13 protein-coding genes are annotated in these 15,315 nt (G+C 55.8%); 12 read left to right on the top strand and 1 reads right to left on the bottom strand.

Features of this window, described 5'->3' with window-relative positions:
- Positions 1 to 22: 22 nt before the first annotated feature.
- The 3 genes from SH139x_RS15470 to SH139x_RS15480 are packed head-to-tail and all read left to right on the top strand — an operon-like array spanning position 23 to position 3,518.
- On the top strand, positions 23 to 2,011 hold the full coding sequence (locus tag SH139x_RS15470; protein ID WP_488350679.1) for a type II and III secretion system protein family protein: 1,989 nt from the start codon (positions 23 to 25) through the stop codon (positions 2,009 to 2,011).
- Positions 2,008 to 2,754, top strand: a complete 747-nt coding sequence (locus tag SH139x_RS15475; protein WP_488350680.1) for a hypothetical protein — start codon at positions 2,008 to 2,010, stop codon at positions 2,752 to 2,754. Before SH139x_RS15470 ends, SH139x_RS15475 begins: the two co-directional genes overlap by 4 nt.
- Entirely contained in the window at positions 2,754 to 3,518 is a 765-nt protein-coding gene (locus tag SH139x_RS15480; protein ID WP_488350681.1) for a tetratricopeptide repeat protein, read from the top strand. Before SH139x_RS15475 ends, SH139x_RS15480 begins: the two co-directional genes overlap by 1 nt.
- Before the next feature lie 33 nt (positions 3,519 to 3,551).
- On the opposite strand, the gene SH139x_RS15485 is transcribed toward SH139x_RS15480, so the two are convergent.
- Positions 3,552 to 4,313, bottom strand: a complete 762-nt coding sequence (locus tag SH139x_RS15485; protein ID WP_488350682.1) for a PAS domain-containing protein — start codon at positions 4,311 to 4,313, stop codon at positions 3,552 to 3,554.
- 232 nt (positions 4,314 to 4,545) lie between these two features.
- On the opposite strand from SH139x_RS15485, the gene SH139x_RS15490 reads away from it, so the two are divergent.
- The 9 genes from SH139x_RS15490 to SH139x_RS15530 all read left to right on the top strand — a co-directional run bounded on the left by SH139x_RS15490 (position 4,546) and on the right by SH139x_RS15530 (position 14,478).
- Positions 4,546 to 5,505, top strand: a complete 960-nt coding sequence (locus SH139x_RS15490; protein ID WP_488350683.1) for a dihydrodipicolinate synthase family protein — start codon at positions 4,546 to 4,548, stop codon at positions 5,503 to 5,505.
- 152 nt (positions 5,506 to 5,657) lie between these two features.
- Positions 5,658 to 6,626 (top strand): proline racemase family protein, encoded by a 969-nt coding sequence (locus tag SH139x_RS15495; RefSeq protein ID WP_488350684.1) that lies wholly within the window; start codon positions 5,658 to 5,660, stop codon positions 6,624 to 6,626.
- Positions 6,619 to 7,896 carry an NAD(P)/FAD-dependent oxidoreductase gene (locus SH139x_RS15500; protein WP_488350685.1) on the top strand — a complete coding sequence of 426 codons (1,278 nt, stop codon included), beginning with the start codon at positions 6,619 to 6,621 and terminating at the stop codon, positions 7,894 to 7,896. Before SH139x_RS15495 ends, SH139x_RS15500 begins: the two co-directional genes overlap by 8 nt.
- A gap of 276 nt (positions 7,897 to 8,172) precedes the next feature.
- Positions 8,173 to 8,847 (top strand): SOUL family heme-binding protein, encoded by a 675-nt coding sequence (locus SH139x_RS15505; RefSeq protein ID WP_488350686.1) that lies wholly within the window; start codon positions 8,173 to 8,175, stop codon positions 8,845 to 8,847.
- A gap of 11 nt (positions 8,848 to 8,858) precedes the next feature.
- Positions 8,859 to 9,239 (top strand): thiol-disulfide oxidoreductase DCC family protein, encoded by a 381-nt coding sequence (locus tag SH139x_RS15510; RefSeq protein ID WP_488350687.1) that lies wholly within the window; start codon positions 8,859 to 8,861, stop codon positions 9,237 to 9,239.
- A gap of 27 nt (positions 9,240 to 9,266) precedes the next feature.
- Positions 9,267 to 10,361 (top strand): alkene reductase, encoded by a 1,095-nt coding sequence (locus SH139x_RS15515; RefSeq protein ID WP_488350688.1) that lies wholly within the window; start codon positions 9,267 to 9,269, stop codon positions 10,359 to 10,361.
- A gap of 217 nt (positions 10,362 to 10,578) precedes the next feature.
- The gene (locus SH139x_RS15520; protein ID WP_488350689.1) at positions 10,579 to 11,733 is read left to right on the top strand and encodes a prenyltransferase/squalene oxidase repeat-containing protein; all 1,155 of its coding nucleotides are present in this window, start codon (positions 10,579 to 10,581) and stop codon (positions 11,731 to 11,733) included.
- Between the two features lie 176 nt (positions 11,734 to 11,909).
- Positions 11,910 to 12,782 carry a hypothetical protein gene (locus tag SH139x_RS15525; protein ID WP_488350690.1) on the top strand — a complete coding sequence of 291 codons (873 nt, stop codon included), beginning with the start codon at positions 11,910 to 11,912 and terminating at the stop codon, positions 12,780 to 12,782.
- A 217-nt stretch (positions 12,783 to 12,999) separates the two neighbouring features.
- The gene (locus tag SH139x_RS15530; protein WP_488350691.1) at positions 13,000 to 14,478 is read left to right on the top strand and encodes a hypothetical protein; all 1,479 of its coding nucleotides are present in this window, start codon (positions 13,000 to 13,002) and stop codon (positions 14,476 to 14,478) included.
- Positions 14,479 to 15,315 lie beyond the last annotated feature (837 nt).

A 15,315-nucleotide genomic window follows, 5' to 3' on the forward strand; every position in this document is an offset into this window, starting at 1 on the left:
AGATGCCCAGGAAAGGGTTTGCATGCTCCAGTTCATAAGGCTCCGCGAAGCACCGCGAAGACTATTTTTCGCGGGGGTGCTGGCCTGTGCGGTAGTTGTCCAGTCACCAAGCACTCCGCTGGGGTTCGCCCAAAACCTACCGGGACCGTCCGCTCCCCAAGTGATCGCTCCCCCCGCGGCAGACTCAGCCGGTGCGCGATTTCAACTGGAGAGCCTCGTGCCACCAAGGCGTTATCCGCCGGACGACCCGGCCAACGCGGCTGCCAGCTCCAGCCCCAACACTGACGAAATGCAGCGCCGCGAGGACCGCTTTCTAGTTGAACGCGTTGATCCAGGACGCACTTTGGATGTTCAAGTTGGCAGGCCCACGATCCTGCGATTCCGAACAGCTCCGTTCAGGGACCAAGTTGGTGATCCCGAGATCATCGATGTGCTGAACTTAACGGAACGCGAAATCTCCATTAACGGCCTCGAAGAAGGGTCGACCGTGTTGAACTTTTGGTTCGGCTCGCCCGACGCTCCCAGCGAGCAAGAGGTGCTCAGTTATTTGGTGCGGGTTTCCGAGGATCCGGATCGCTCGCGGAGATTTGAGCAATTGTTGGGTAACTTGGAAAAGGAAATCAATCGCGCCTTCCCCAACAGCGTCGTGCAGCTCTCTTACGTGGGTGCGGAGGTGTTGGTGCGGGGCAAGGCCAAAGATGTCGAAGAGGCGACCAACATCCTTCGTATCGTGTCACAGAGTTTACCGACCGCTTCCTCGGAAGAACGGCTATCGGTGACCGAAAAGGTCGTCGGCGATAACTCGCTCCGTGGCGATCGCGCTGTTCGTGGAGCCGCTTTTGCCGACCCGCTGCTCGACGCCAGCTTAAGTCCGCTGGGATTGCCGATTAACGCTGCTTTCTACGACCCAGATCGCATTGTCGAGGCGGGTGGTATTTCGGGGATTGCTCGGGGGCGAACGGTTACTGGGGCTAACGCCGCGGTAATCAACAGCCGGATCGTCAACATGCTGGAGATCGCCGGTGTGCACCAAGTGCAATTGCAAGTCACCCTGGCCGAGGTGGTCCGCGACGCTGGCCGCAGCCTGCTCAGCGAAATCGGTATCGGCGACAATCAAATCAGTCCCGGCTCCACTCAAGTCGATTTTAGCGCGACCAATGGCGTGGGGCAATTTTCGCTCGCCTCGAATCGCTTTTTCTTGCAAGTCGATGCGCTCAAACGCTTGGGCCTCGCACGTTCGCTAGCCGAACCCAATCTGACGACGCTCAACGGCCAACCGGCCACGTTCTTGGTGGGGGGGCAGTTTCCAATTCTGGAGTCGACCAGCACCGTCGCCGCGGTCAACCAAAATATTCGCTTCGTCCCGTTCGGTGTCCAACTGATGGTGGTGCCGACGGTCAGCGACGGTGACCGCATCCGGCTGAACTTGGTCGCCACGGTTTCTGAACAAGCGGGTGGAGGAATCGGCGGCGGTGGTGGAATCGGTGGTGGAGGTGGTGGCATTGGCGGAGGTGGTGGCGGTGTGAACAATGATCCCTCGCAACCTCCTTCGCTGACGACCAGGACCTTTCAAACCACGGTGGAGCTGCGGAGTGAGGAATCATTGGCTGTTGCCGGTTTGATCCGCACGGCGCTAACCAGCAACTCGGTGCGGGTTCCCTACTTGGGCGATATACCGGTTGTCGGCAATCTGTTTTCCAATCGTTCGACCAGCTATCAAGAGCAAGAGTTGATCCTCGTCGTCACCCCCAAACTTGTTTCTCCGGTTCCGCCGGAGCGTCGAGTGGGGCTGCCAGGTTCTGACTCGTTCGAGCCCGATGATTTGAACTTCTTTATCTGCGGTCAGATTGAAGGGGACATTGCCGAAGACTACCGCAGCCCCGTCCGTGGAACGCTCGAACGCATGAAAGCCTTTAGGCAAGTTGAGCAAAAATACATTCTGGGTATGCCTGGTCATTCTTCAGGCAAACCACTTCCAGAACCAGTCGCGTTGCCGGGGATTGTCCAATGATAAATCAAAGTGATACGAAACCAGCGGAACAATCCAGCACCGCGCGCAAGCGGATGCTGCTGACGGCATGGTTGGTCACCGCGATGGCGACTCCAGGCTGTATGCAAACGAAACAGTGTGGCAGTTGTTTGCCCAATAGTTCCGATCTGCACGGACCGCAGGCGGGCATCGTCAACACCGATCGCTGCGTTGATCCATTAGCTCCCGGAGCGATCCCTTCACCGCCAGGGACTTACGTCAACCAGTGGTCCGAGGCGATGAGCCAGCAGGCTGCGAATCAGCAATCGATTATCACCCGTAACCTGTGGTTCAACGGCTCCACCGACCTGGGGCCTGATGGGCAAGAAAAGATGGTTGACTTGGCGGATTCTCTGACGCAATACCCGCACCTGGTGCTGCTGGAAGAAGAGCCGATCAACATTAAGCCTGATCAAACCTATCAGGAGGCGTTGTACGCGCAGTTGGAAATCAATGAAACGCGTCGCACGAAAGTTATTGATTCGCTCGCGGCGCTGGGTGTCGTCGGGATCGATAACCTGGTCACCTTTACCACGGATAAACCAGTCGGTGTCCGCGGCATTGAAGCCCCACAGATTTACAACACCCAATTTATGGGTGGCGGCATGATGATGGGGGGCGGCCGTGGTGGACGAGGCGGTGGTATGGGCGGAATGGGGATGGGTGGTATGGGCGGCATGGGGATGGGCATGGGCGGCGGTATGGGCGGAGGTGGATTTTTCTAATGAGGAGACTGCATCTAACAGATTTCCCGCAGCCTGCGCGCACAGCAATTCGCGACCGGCAGCGTAAAAGGCAAGCCCGCCGCATGGCGGCCTTGCTGCTATTACTGGCTGCCTCGCCGGGCTGCAGCTTGCTATCTAAATCGTCCGAGGCGAATCGTGAAGCCGAGTCGCGCGGCAAACTGCAGACCACGGCGGAAGCCGCGCAAGGTTCGACACTCGACGCCCGCATCGCTTTTGAAACCGCTATGCTTGCCCAGCAGCGGGGGATGGATGTGGAAGCGATTGAGGCGTTTGAAAAGGCGCGCAAGTTAGACCCCAAGATGCCAAACATCTCACACCCGTTGGCTGTCCTGTACGACCGAGCTGGCATGGTCGATGCCGCCGAACGCGAGTACCGTTTGGCGCTCAGCGAAGTTGATAACGAGGCTGCGGTTCATTGCGATTATGGATACTTTCTGTACTCGACCGGACGCCTTGAATTGGCCGAATCTGAATTGCGTAAAGCGTTGGAGTTGGCTCCGGAGGATAAGCAAAGCCGAGTGAATCTCGGTTTAGTACTGGGGAGTCAAGGAAAGTACCAAGAGGCCGAGAAGCTGTTCACGGCGGCGATTGGCCCGGCCGCAGCCCAGCACAATCTGGGGATGTTAAAACTGCGTCGTGGCGAAAACCAAGCCGCGCGCCAACACTTGGCCGAAGCCGTCCGCCGAGATCCTAGCTTGCAACAAAGCCAAGTGATTCTGACAAAAGTGAAGAGTGAAGAGTGAAGGTTGCTGACTTTCGCGGAGCGAAAGGCGACTTTAGAGTTCTGGCGAAGTAGGGCCGCGTTGAGAATTTCGATATTGTCTTGGCGTTAATCCGGTGGCGCGGCGAAACTGTCTCGCGAAAGCGCTCTGATCGGCGTAGCCGACGTTGTGCGCAATTTCAACGATTGGCGCGGCACCCGCTTGCAGCTGCTGGCGGGCCCGATCGAGGCGCTGCTTGAGTAACCACTGGCCAGTGGTTAAGCCGTAAGCGATCTGCATGCGGCGATCGAGTTGGTAACGCGATAGCTGGGCTATTTCCGCCAACTTCACCACGTTGAGCGGGCGAGATAAATGCTCTTCGGCGAACCGGATCGCCTGAGCAACACTTTGGTAATCGTCGCTGGCTTTATCAGGCCGTCCCAGGTCGCGCGAGACACCGACCAACCCTACCACCTGACCGGTGGCCCCCAGCAACGGATATTTGCTGGTCAGACACCAACCCACGTCCCGCGAAGCGTAAACGTGCAGTTCCAATTGCCCAATCAGTGGCTTGCCGGATGCCAACACTAGGCTATCTTGCGAGGTAAAGGTCGCTCCGAATGGCGATCTTAAAACCTCCTCGGAGGTGCGGCCGATCAACTGCGATTTCGATTTGAGCCCACAGCGACCAACCAACGTTTCGTTGACGACCAAATATTGGCCCGCCGCATTTTTGATGAAGTAGACCGTGTCGTGGAAGCCATCAAACAACAGCTCCGCCGTAAACGGAGCACTCAGCGAGTCGAGCAGGCGGCGAATGTGGTCGTTGGAAGCCATCTTTTCATTATGCGCATTTTCGATAGAGTGTGCAAATACAAGCCAAGATCGGCCGCAGATAGTTCAAGTAAACTGCTCGCGATTGCATAAGTCATTAGACGAAACGGAATCCGCCGCAACGGGCAAGCGTTCGGTTCCTCGGAACCTACGTCGAGGTGGTTAGTCACCGTTTTTGCTTTGATACGCGCTGTCGGCAAGTAAAGTTTTTCCAAATCCCCAGCGGAGCTACACCGTGACTGTTGACTCGTCCATTTTTCGCGGCTGCATTCCTGCTTTGATGACACCCTGTCGCGAAGATCGCAGCATTAACTATGACGCCCTAGTGAAGAAGGGTGTGGAAATGGTGGACGCTGGAATGACGGGGGTCGTCTACTGTGGATCGATGGGCGACTGGCCGCTGCTGACTGATGCAGAGCGACAAACAGGTGTCGGCAAGTTAGTCGAAGCCAAGGTGCCGGTTGTCGTGGGCACGGGAGCCCAGAATACGCGGTTGGCCGTGGAGCACGCCAGCCATGCCGCCACGGTCGGAGCGGCGGGGCTGATGGTCATCCCGCGTGTGCTCTCGCGAGGCACTTCAGCAGCCGCCCAGCGGAATCACTTTGCCGCAATTTTGTCAGCCGCCCCCGAATTGCCCGCGGTGATTTATAACAGCCCCTATTATGGCTTTGAAACCAAAGCAGATTTGTTTTTTGACCTCCGCAGCGAATTTCCAAACTTAGTCGGCTTTAAAGAATTCGGCGGCGCCGATTCGCTCTCCTACGCCGGCGAGCATATCACGCACGCTGATGATAACGTGCTGCTGATGGCGGGTGTCGATACACAGGTTTATCACGGCTTCGTTCGCTGCGGTGCGGTCGGTGCGATTACCGGTATTGGAAACTGTTTACCAGGCGAAGTGCTGAAATATGTCGCCCTCTGCGTCGCAGCCAGTCAGGGTGATTGCCACGCGGACACGTTCGCGCGTGAACTATCTAACGCCTTTACGGTCTTGTCACGTTTTGACGAAGGCCCCGACTTGGTGTTGTACTACAAGTATTTGCTGTACCTCCTGGGTGATCGCGATTACGAGTATCAAATAAATCCCAGCGATGTTTTATCGTCCAGCCAAGCTCGTTATGCCAAGACGCAATTAAATCAGTTTCAAACTTGGTGGAACAGTTGGGAAGGCAAGGATTATTTAGTGAGTTGCTAGGGGCTAGGGGCTAGGGGCTAGGGGCTAGGGGCTAGGGGCTAGGGGCTAGGGGCTAGGGGCTAGGGGCTAGGGGCTAGGGGCTAGGGGCTAGGGGCTAGGGGCTAGGGGATGGTGTTCTTGGGTTTCACACTGCCGCGGTTGGGAGTTTCACTTTGCAAGTTATTGATTCGCACACTGAGGGTGAACCCACTCGGGTTGTCGTATCGGGTGGTCCAGATCTGGGCACGGGTCCGATCAGCGAACGTTTGGTTCGCTTTCGCGAGAAGGCCGATCATTATCGCCAGTTTTTGATCAACGAACCAAGGGGCTGGGATGCGATGGTGGGTGCGCTGTTGTGCGAGCCATGTGATCCATCCTGCGCGGCGGGGGTAATTTTCTTCAACAACACAGGCTACTTGGGGATGTGTGGGCATGGCGCGATCGGAGTGGCCGTCACGCTGCATTATCTCGGACGCATCGGCTTGGGAGTGCATCAGCTTGAAACGCCGGTCGGCCAAGTGTCGGTCGATCTACAAGGTCGCAACCAAGTTACGATTGAGAACGTGCCCAGCTATCGCTACCGCCAAAATGTGAGCGTTGACGTTGAGGGTTTAGGAATCGTCTGTGGCGATATTGCTTGGGGTGGAAATTGGTTTTTCTTGGTGCATGATGCGCCGCTGCCATTGGTGGTCGATAACATCGACGAACTAGTGCTGGTCTCCAGGCGGATCCAAAGTGCGTTGGCCGTCCAGGGGCACACCGGTCGCGACGGGGCCGTGATCGATCACGTGGAACTTTCGCAAGACCGGGCTATGAATGGAGCTGACAGCCGCAATTTTGTCTTGTGCCCAGGTGGGGTTTACGACCGCTCGCCGTGCGGCACCGGCACCAGCGCGAAATTAGCCTGCTTGGCGGCCGACGGCAAGTTGGAACCGGCGACCAAGTGGGTACAGGAGAGTGTGATCGGTGGGCGGTTTGTTGCCGAGTATCAGCGCGAATCAGCGACGTTGGATGGTCACGCGCTTGTGGTCCCGAGCATTACCGGGAAGGCATTTGTTTGTGGGGAAACAAAGTTAATCGGACAGGCGGGTGATCCGTTCGCTTGTGGGTTTAACCCCGGAGGTATCGCCGAGCATGTCTAGCGACAACAGTTCCAATAACAGCGACACTGTTACGATCGTCGGCGGCGGTGTGGTCGGGATCGCCTGCGCACACTACCTCTGCGAAGCGGGACTGCGGGTCCGCGTGATTGACCACGGAGCGATTGCCGGCGCTTGTTCCGCATCGAATTGTGGTTATATCTGTCCCAGCCACGCGTTGCCGTTGACCGAACCAGGCGCATTTGCGGTCGCTTTGCGTTCACTGTTTAATCCGCGTTCGCCCTTTCGTTTAAAACCACAGTGGAACCCGGCACTATTTAAGTGGTTGTTCCAGTTTGCCAAGCGATGCAACCATCGTCAGATGCTGGCCGCCGGTAAACCGCTGCAGGCCATTTTGGAAGCATCGATGAGTGAGTACCATCGATTGGTTGCTGAGCTTGCGTTGGATTGCGAATGGAAAGAGGACGGGCTGTTATATGTCTTGCAAACCCAGCGTGGCATGGATGCTTTTGCCAAGACCGATGAATTGGTATCCAGCCACTTTGGCATTCCGGCGACTCGAATTGAAGGCGACAAGTTGCCGGAGTTCGATCCTGGCTTGAAACCAGGACTGGCCGGCGCGTTTCTGTACCCAGGTGACACATCGGTGCGACCTGACAAGCTAAACAGCCAATGGGTGGCCAATCTGCGATCCCGCGGTGTTGAGTTTATTGACCAGTGTGCATTGCAGGCAGTCCGAAAATCGGCGGGCCGGATCGTCGCGCTCGAAACTTCGCATGGCGAGTTAACCAGCGATTATTTTGTGTTCGCGCTCGGCGCTTGGGGAGCTCGCTGGCAATCGCAACTGGTCTGTTCGATTCCGATCCAGCCTGGCAAAGGATATTCGGTCACGCTGGCACGACCCGAGCACGCTCCCAAGTACCCGATGCTTTTTCCAGAGCATAAAGTTGGTGTTTCGCCGTTTGACCAGGGAATGCGACTTGGCTCGATGATGGAATTTGCAGGTTATGACACGTCGATCCCTGACCACCGCATCCAACAGCTGAGGGATTCCGCGCGACCCTATCTCGTCGCATCGGTGGATGGGCCGGCGGAGTCGAAATGGTACGGCTGGCGACCGATGACCTGGGACAGTTTGCCGATCATCGGGCCGCTGCCCGAATTTCCCAACGGCTATCTGGCCGCTGGTCACAACATGTTGGGGTTGAGTCTAGCACCAGCCACCGGGCGGATGATTGCCGAGATGATCACGGGGGAAAAAGTTCACCTCGATCCATCGCCCTATTCGCCGAAGCGATTCAGCGGTAGGTAGTGCTCTTTGTTTGATCCCGATACCGTTCAATGAGGGCCAGCTTGGCGGGCCCCATGTTAAACAGTCAGCCGTAGGCGTACTTGTAATGGGAGCGCGTTCGCCTTCGGTTGACAGTCAAACGATTTAGTGAACGAGATTGCGTTTGCCCCACATGCGAAGGCGCAGGCGTTCCGCTTGCAGCGCCAGTCAAGCCACGAGCCGCAGGAGTTCCCCCGGCCACTTGCCAGTGCGCTACGGTACTTGCGTTTACTCGCCAAACAAACGGAATGTGAAACGATGAAGAAGAAAATGGTCTGGTTCTGCTTGACTGCCGGCTTTGCCCTCGTTGGTGTGATTGCTTTTTCGGTCTCCGCGCGAGCGGAATACGAATCGGCCGAATATAAAGTGCTCGAATCGGATGGCCGGATCGAGATCCGAGAGTATCCCGACCTGATGTTGGCCTCCACAGAAGCTGCTTTTGACGCTCAGGGGAACGACGGCAGTTTCTCGCGACTCTTTCGATACATCAGCGGCGCCAATGAAGCGAATCAGAAGATTGCCATGACGACTCCCGTCTTCATGGAAGGGCAGGGCGAGGCGTCCAAAGGCAAGATGGGATTTGTCGTTCCCAAGGAGGTTGCCGTCGCCGGAATTCCAGCACCCAGGGGAGCACAAGTGGAAATTCGCAAACGCCAAGGTGGACGCTTTGCGGTAATCCGTTTCAATGGGAAACTGTCCCCCAAGTTGGCCCAGAGCCAAGAAGCAAAATTGCGTGAATGGATGGCGACGAAGGGCATCGAAGGAGTCGGAGCGGCAGAATCAGCCGGATACGATGCGCCTTACATTCCGGGTTTCTTTCGCCGCAACGAAGTGCTCATTCGTATCAAGCCAAAAGCCACTGCTGAGTCGGCATCGCCTACCGATGGAAACATCTCCACCGCTGAAAACGTTCCTGACGGTAACAAGCAGTGATGGAAGCGAACTTGCCAACTGACTGGGCGGTTGAAGTCTTTTTCGACGGCGATTGTCCGCTCTGTGCCAAGGAGATTCGGCTGCTGCGATGGCTTGATCGACGCCAACAGATTCGTTTCACTGACATTGCCGCTGAAGACTTCGAGCCGAGCTTGTATCAGAAGACGATGGACGACTTCATGAACGAGATCCGCGGGCGGCTCCCGACTGGTCAATGGATCGTCGGTGTGGAGGTTTTTCGTCAACTGTATGCTGCCATCGGTTTGAGACCGCTGGTCTGGTTGACTAGGTTGCCGTTAATATCTCAGGGACTCGACATTGGCTATCGCCTGTTCGCAAAACATCGCCTGCGATTGACTGGGCGGTGTGGGGCCGATGGATGTCGCGTTTAAGGTTCCGTCCCCAAACAACAAGTTCTCATGACGCGATCACCAAAACTGCTTGAGCCGTTTTCGCTGCACGGCCTTTCGCTGGCAAATCGAATCGCTCTGGCCCCCATGACCAGGGCTCGCGCCGGCGAGGAGCGGGTCCCGAATGAACTGATGGCGGAATATTATCAACAGCGAGCCACCGCTGGACTGGTGATCACCGAAGCAACCACCATCTCGCCGCAAGCCAACGGCTGGAACGAGTCGCCGGGAATCTACCGAGAGGAAATGGTCGCGGGCTGGAAGCGAGTCGTTGACGCCGTACATGCGGCAGGAGGCACAATATTCTTGCAGTTATGGCATTGTGGACGTGCCTCGCATCCCGCTTTTCATGGCGGCGAACTCCATGTCGCCCCTTCCGCGATCAAAATCAACGGAGACGGCATTTATACGCCTGCGGGGAAGTTGCCATACGAGGTCCCGCGACCGCTAGAGACGGAAGAGATCGCTGGTGTCGTAGCCGATTATCGCGAAGCGGCCGAGCGAGCGATGGAAGCTGGGTTTGATGGCATCGAAGTGCACTCCGCCAACGGTTATCTGCTTGACACATTTCTGCAATCAAAAACGAATCATCGCGGCGACGCGTACGGCGGAAGTATTGCGAATCGTTATCGTATTTTGGATGAAGTGGTCACGGCTGTAAGCAGCGTCTACCCCAGCAATCGCGTCGGCGTTCGCCTTTCGCCCAACGGCAACTTTAACGATATGGGTTCGCCCGATTACCGCGAGCAGTTTACCTATGTCGCAGAGCAATTAAGCGGGCATGCGCTCTGTTACTTGCACGTGATGGACGGACTGGCTTTTGGCTTCCACGAGTTGGGCGAGCCGATGACGTTGGCCGAATTTCGGCAAGTTTACAGCGGTCCATTGATCGGCAACTGCGGTTATGACCAAGACTCCGCCGAGGCGGCTATCGCTGCTGGGGATGCCGATATGATTGCAATTGGTCGACCTTACATTAGCAATCCTGACTTGGTTGCCCGCTATCGAAATGGTTGGCCATTGGCACCCGATTCCGACGCGTCCGGTTGGTACACGCCCGCCGGAGCCAAAGGGTACACCGATTTTGCTCCCTACCCCGAGTAGCGAGTTGGTTGGGTTAGCGGGACAGTCGGGCTAAAGCTCCAGCAGCGGTGGATTTGTCGGGTTGGCACGCCGCGTGCCTCTTTATCATCGTGCCCTCAACGAGCCCTTTGCCCCAGTGGTGAATCGGCACCGCGTCCGAGAGGCAATTGATCGGCAAAACAGCTGGTTTTCTCACCCTAAACTTCTTTCTCATCCTGATCGATCCGGTAAAAATCTGATGAACAGACGACGGAATTTCCACCCTCGCCGGCGTTTTTTTGTCCGCGCCACAGCGACTCTATTGCTCATCCCAACTTTCATCGTTGGCGGTGCGGTCGAAGGGCAAGAAAAAGAGGCAGTCCCTGTGGCAGCTGCGGAATTACAGCAAATCGTGGAAAAGGGGTTTGATTATTTATCGAAAGAGGGGCAAGCCGACGATGGGACTTTTTCCGGCCGCGTTGGACCTGGAGTCACGGCGCTGGTGATCACGGCGGCGATTCGGCACGGTCGCAGCTTGGATGATCCGCTGGTTGCCAAAGGTCTGGCGGCGCTGGAGGGTTTTGTCAAACCGGCCGGTGGCATCTATGGCAACGGCAGGTTGAAGAACTATGAAACTTGCGTGGCAATGGTTTGTTTTGCCGAAGCCAACAAGACTGGCAAGTACAACACGATTTTGCAAAATGCCAAAGATTTTGTCACCGGTGTTCAATACGGAACTGGTGAGCGTAAGCCGTCGGATCCCTGGTACGGCGGCGTCGGATATGGTGGTCCCGAGCGTCCTGATTTGTCCAACACGGGGTATATGATCGAAGCGCTGCGAGCTGTGGAGGCGGAGCCCAGCGACCCGGCCATCCAGCGGGCCTTAGCGTTTGTCTCGCGTTGTCAGAACCTTGATTCAAAGTTCAACGATACGGCCTTTGCTGCAAAGGTGAACGATGGCGGGTTTTATTATGAGATTCCTACGACCAAAATCGACCCCAGCACGTCGGAAGAACGGTTCACGCCGAACGGCGGATTACGCAGCTATGGTTCGATGGGATACACAGGGCTGAAGAGCATGATCTACGCCGGGCTGACCGCTGAAGATTCTCGTGTCAAGGCCGCACTGCAGTGGATCAAGGACCATTATGACGTCGAAAATAATCCTGGCATGGGATCGGCTGGGCTGTACTATTACTATCACACTTTCGCGGCAGGGCTGAGCGCAGCGGGCATCAAGTTGCTTACCGATTCAAAAGGTGTTGAACATGATTGGAAGGCCGACTTAATCGCCGAATTGGCTAGCCGGCAAAACGAGGATGGCTCCTGGTCTAACGAAAACCAACGGTGGTTCGAGAACGATAAAAATTTGGCGACAGCCTTCGCGCTACTGTCACTTTCTTATTGCCAATAGTCCACTAGCCGTTGCCAACATTCCGTCATTTCTTGACAGAAAACCCTCATTTCCTGGGAGAATTCTGTCATTTACTGACAACTTTCCTTCATTTCCTCACAACATTCTGTCATTTCCTGACAGCCGTCGGGCAAACAACTGCTGGGCATTCACCTCTGTGATTGGTCGCCACTGGTATGCGAACTAGAACGCTTTGGTATCTGCATCTGATCACGCTACTCAGCATCGTTCTTTGGGCGATGCTCGACATGCAATTTGAATCGTTGGTCAGCTCATTCCGAGGCGTTTTCCGCAGCCCGCTGGAGACTCTGACCGGCATTATTCAGTACCAAGGAATTGCTCGCCTGGTGTTATTCACGTTGGCGATCTCATTTGCGGGAGTGACACTAGCGGCGCTCGCCTCTCGCTTATTTCGTACCGGTGAAGATAATTGCGCTCGTTCGATCACGGCGCTGTTGGCGCTCACAGCGGTGATTGCTGCCTGGAGTGGTCTGGCCATGAACCATGCTGACCTTGCTTGGCAAGGAAAAAGACTGCGGCTTGCCACCCAGATTGAGCAACTTCAGCGGGTCGCTGAGCCGTTGCGACAAAGCTGGCCTCGAGAAGATGGTGTGATTCCCGAGATCGGTCCCTATATGGCGTATCCTTTTGGGCGGCCGACCACTTTAATTTTGCTGCAGGCGCCAGCGGTTGCTGGGGATGAATTATGCATTGCCGCGGTTGAGCGTGGTGAGCGGGGAGCCATCAAACTGCAATTGAGTGGCACAACGTACGATGACTGGGTTGAATGGCACCCAAGTCAAAGTAGGCCCATGTCATTCGTCGATGGCCTCAGTGCTCCCCGCGAGCTGAAACAGGTGACCGCCCTACACAGTGGCTGGTACTTGGTGCGTTACCGCAGCCCGCAATCCCAAGGAATGCCCGCTGGCGGTGTGTTAGCCGCGGTTCCCGTTAGCCGCTTTGGCGATAGCCGCGGTTCTCGTTTTGAGCCGAACTCGCCACGTGCAACAGAACGGTGGCTAGCGCCAAAACCGCTAACAGTGCGTTAGCCGCGGTTCCCGCCTTGAATCGAATTTATACCGTGCAACAGAACGGTGGCTAGCACCAAAACCGTTGGCAGTTTGTTAGCTGCGGCTCTCAGTTTAATCTGTTCTAATCGCGTACAATCGACCGGCTGCTAGCGGAAAATTCGCCGCAAGTTCACTATATTTTTCAGCGGGTTCGTTATCGATCACTATTTTCTGTCGCACAAGCAATCAGGTTACGATGAAACAACTTTCTCCCACATTATGTCACCGTCCGTTCCGCGGCTACCTCGTACGACACATGGCGGTGTTGACCGTGATCGCAGCGTGCTTGTTCACCGGCGAGATGATAAGTGCAAAAGCTCCACAGGAGACCAATCGGGCTTGGCAGAAAGCAAATGCGAACGACAAGAGCTATTTTGTGCCGCTGCGGAATAAGCAATGGATTGAGGTCAATGTCAACGGCGCGAAGATATCTTTCCAGGAAACAAACCGAGCCGCGGACTCCGTTGAATTGTACGATCGAGGTCGTGACTTGCGGATTCGGCTGGGCACTCAGTTTGCCGAGTTATCCGTCGGGGGAAAGCCCTATCAGCGGTGGGTCAACGGTGGTTGGATCCCGCGCAGTCGACTACCTGATTTTGCTCAACTAGCAGAAGTTGACTATCGAGTTCGGTTGATCTATTTCGTCCCTCAAGATCGACAGCCGATTGCTAATTATGAAGACAAAATTCGCTGCGTGATGGCGTTCGTTAACTCGTTGTACAAGTACGAATTTCGTCGCCGCGAGTGGGATGATCGTGGCTTTTTGTTTCAGCTCGACCAGCGCAATTTACCCATTGTGCATTTGATCCGAGGCAAGCATCCCGCAGCTTATTACACGGGGTCTCCCGAATACGACACCAATCGTCAGTACACACGCATTCAGCCAGAGATACCCGCTTCCATCGGCACGCCAGGAAGTCAACTGATTGTCGCATTTATGGAAACTTATGATGAAGGCCCGCACCCCTTTGAATGGCCCGGCGGTGTAGCATTGGGAGGCAGGTACTCAGCAAATGGGGGCATGGGAATCTTCTCGGCTTGGATCCTCCGAGACGAATTTTGTCGCAGCACTGTGGCGGAACAAATTAACTTGTTTCAAGATGAAACGGCAATCGTGGGACGAACCGCCTTGGGTTACGGCCGGCCCGACTCACCGCGGTTTGAGTTCATTGAAGATGGCTTTGGTGCGGTGATGCACGAAGTGGGACATGCCCTCGGCTTGCCGCATGATCAGCGTGATGACCTTCATTACATCATGGGAAATGGCTTTCGCAAGCTGCGGGCGAATTTGTCACCACGAACACCTGTGGAAAAACGGGCGAGATTCTCTGATGCAAATGCGAATATTTTGCGTTGGTCGCGGCACCTCAATCCAGCGATCGATCTAGCAGATGGAACCGCCCCAAAAGTCAGCGCGAAGCTAGCAAAAAACGCTGAATCGGGACTGCCGGAGCTTAGGCTGGTCGGGGAGGATGATCAGGGGCTGGCAGCCTATTTGCTGCTCGATGCCAACAGCGGCAATGTGCTTGATGGCGATGAGTTGTCAGGCCGCAGTGTTACCGAATCGATTGCGATTCCTCGCACCAATACACCTGCGGGCCAAAGTCCGAAATTGCGACTACTGATCTCGGACATTTCGGGCAACCACACCCAAGTGGACGTACAGTCTCCATAGTCCACCGATTGCGTCTCCATGCATACCCGTCTTGTTTCTTGAATATATAGGCACCTCGAAATAAGTCTTTGCGGTTATTGCAGCCGTTTAGCGTTGGCCCACGGTTCCGCGGAACCCGACGCTGGCGCACTCCGGTTGATTCCGGATTTGCTTCATGACTTATGGGGAGGTGCTTAGCCGAACCCGTGGCCCTCACCATCGTTCAAATCCGGCATCAAAACGACTCGATTCGCACCGTTGCCATCATCACATTTTAGTGCGTTTCCCGTTAGCCGCTTTGGCGCTAGCCGCGGTTCCCGTTTTGAATCGAACTCGCCACGTGCAACAAAACGGTGGCTAGCGCCAAAACCGCTGGCAATGCGCTAGCCGCGGTTCCCGTTAGCCGCTTTGGCGCTAGCCGCGGTTCCCGTATTGATCCGAACTCGCCCCGTGCAACGAAACGGTGGCTAGCGCCAAAACCGCTAACAATGCGCTAGCCGCGGTGCTCGATTTGAACCGAATTTCCTCTAAACTATGGAATGCTTCCGCCGGGCTTGCCCCGGTTCGGAGCAACAACTGAAGGCTACATTGCTCGCCTCAAACATTCCCCCTTTCCGCCGTTCCGCCCGCCGGAGGCGGGCGTGAGAGAGGGAATGGGTTTTGGCGAGTGCTGGTAAGAGGGTAAATGCAACAGAACGGTGGCTAGCGCCAAAACCGCTAACAATGCGTTAGCCGTGGTTCCCGTTAACCGCTTTGGCGCTAGCCGCGTTTCCCGTATTGATCCGAACTCGCCACGTGCAACAAAACGGTGGCTAGCGCCAAAACCGCTAACAATGCGCTAGCCGCGGTTCCCGTTAG

This window comes from Kothea flammea (assembly GCF_052161645.1).
Taxonomy (GTDB): Bacteria; Planctomycetota; Planctomycetia; order Pirellulales; family Pirellulaceae; genus Laterigemmans.

Coding starts and splice junctions, on each gene's coding strand:
- SH139x_RS15470 (WP_488350679.1), top strand. CDS start 23: ATGCTCCAGTTCATAAGGCTCCGCGAAGCACCGCGAAGACTATTTTTC.
- SH139x_RS15500 (WP_488350685.1), top strand. CDS start 6,619: ATGTCTAGCGACAACAGTTCCAATAACAGCGACACTGTTACGATCGTC.
- SH139x_RS15530 (WP_488350691.1), top strand. CDS start 13,000: ATGAAACAACTTTCTCCCACATTATGTCACCGTCCGTTCCGCGGCTAC.
- SH139x_RS15525 (WP_488350690.1), top strand. CDS start 11,910: ATGCGAACTAGAACGCTTTGGTATCTGCATCTGATCACGCTACTCAGC.
- SH139x_RS15505 (WP_488350686.1), top strand. CDS start 8,173: ATGAAGAAGAAAATGGTCTGGTTCTGCTTGACTGCCGGCTTTGCCCTC.
- SH139x_RS15520 (WP_488350689.1), top strand. CDS start 10,579: ATGAACAGACGACGGAATTTCCACCCTCGCCGGCGTTTTTTTGTCCGC.
- SH139x_RS15515 (WP_488350688.1), top strand. CDS start 9,267: ATGACGCGATCACCAAAACTGCTTGAGCCGTTTTCGCTGCACGGCCTT.
- SH139x_RS15485 (WP_488350682.1), bottom strand. CDS start 4,313: ATGGCTTCCAACGACCACATTCGCCGCCTGCTCGACTCGCTGAGTGCT.
- SH139x_RS15475 (WP_488350680.1), top strand. CDS start 2,008: ATGATAAATCAAAGTGATACGAAACCAGCGGAACAATCCAGCACCGCG.
- SH139x_RS15480 (WP_488350681.1), top strand. CDS start 2,754: ATGAGGAGACTGCATCTAACAGATTTCCCGCAGCCTGCGCGCACAGCA.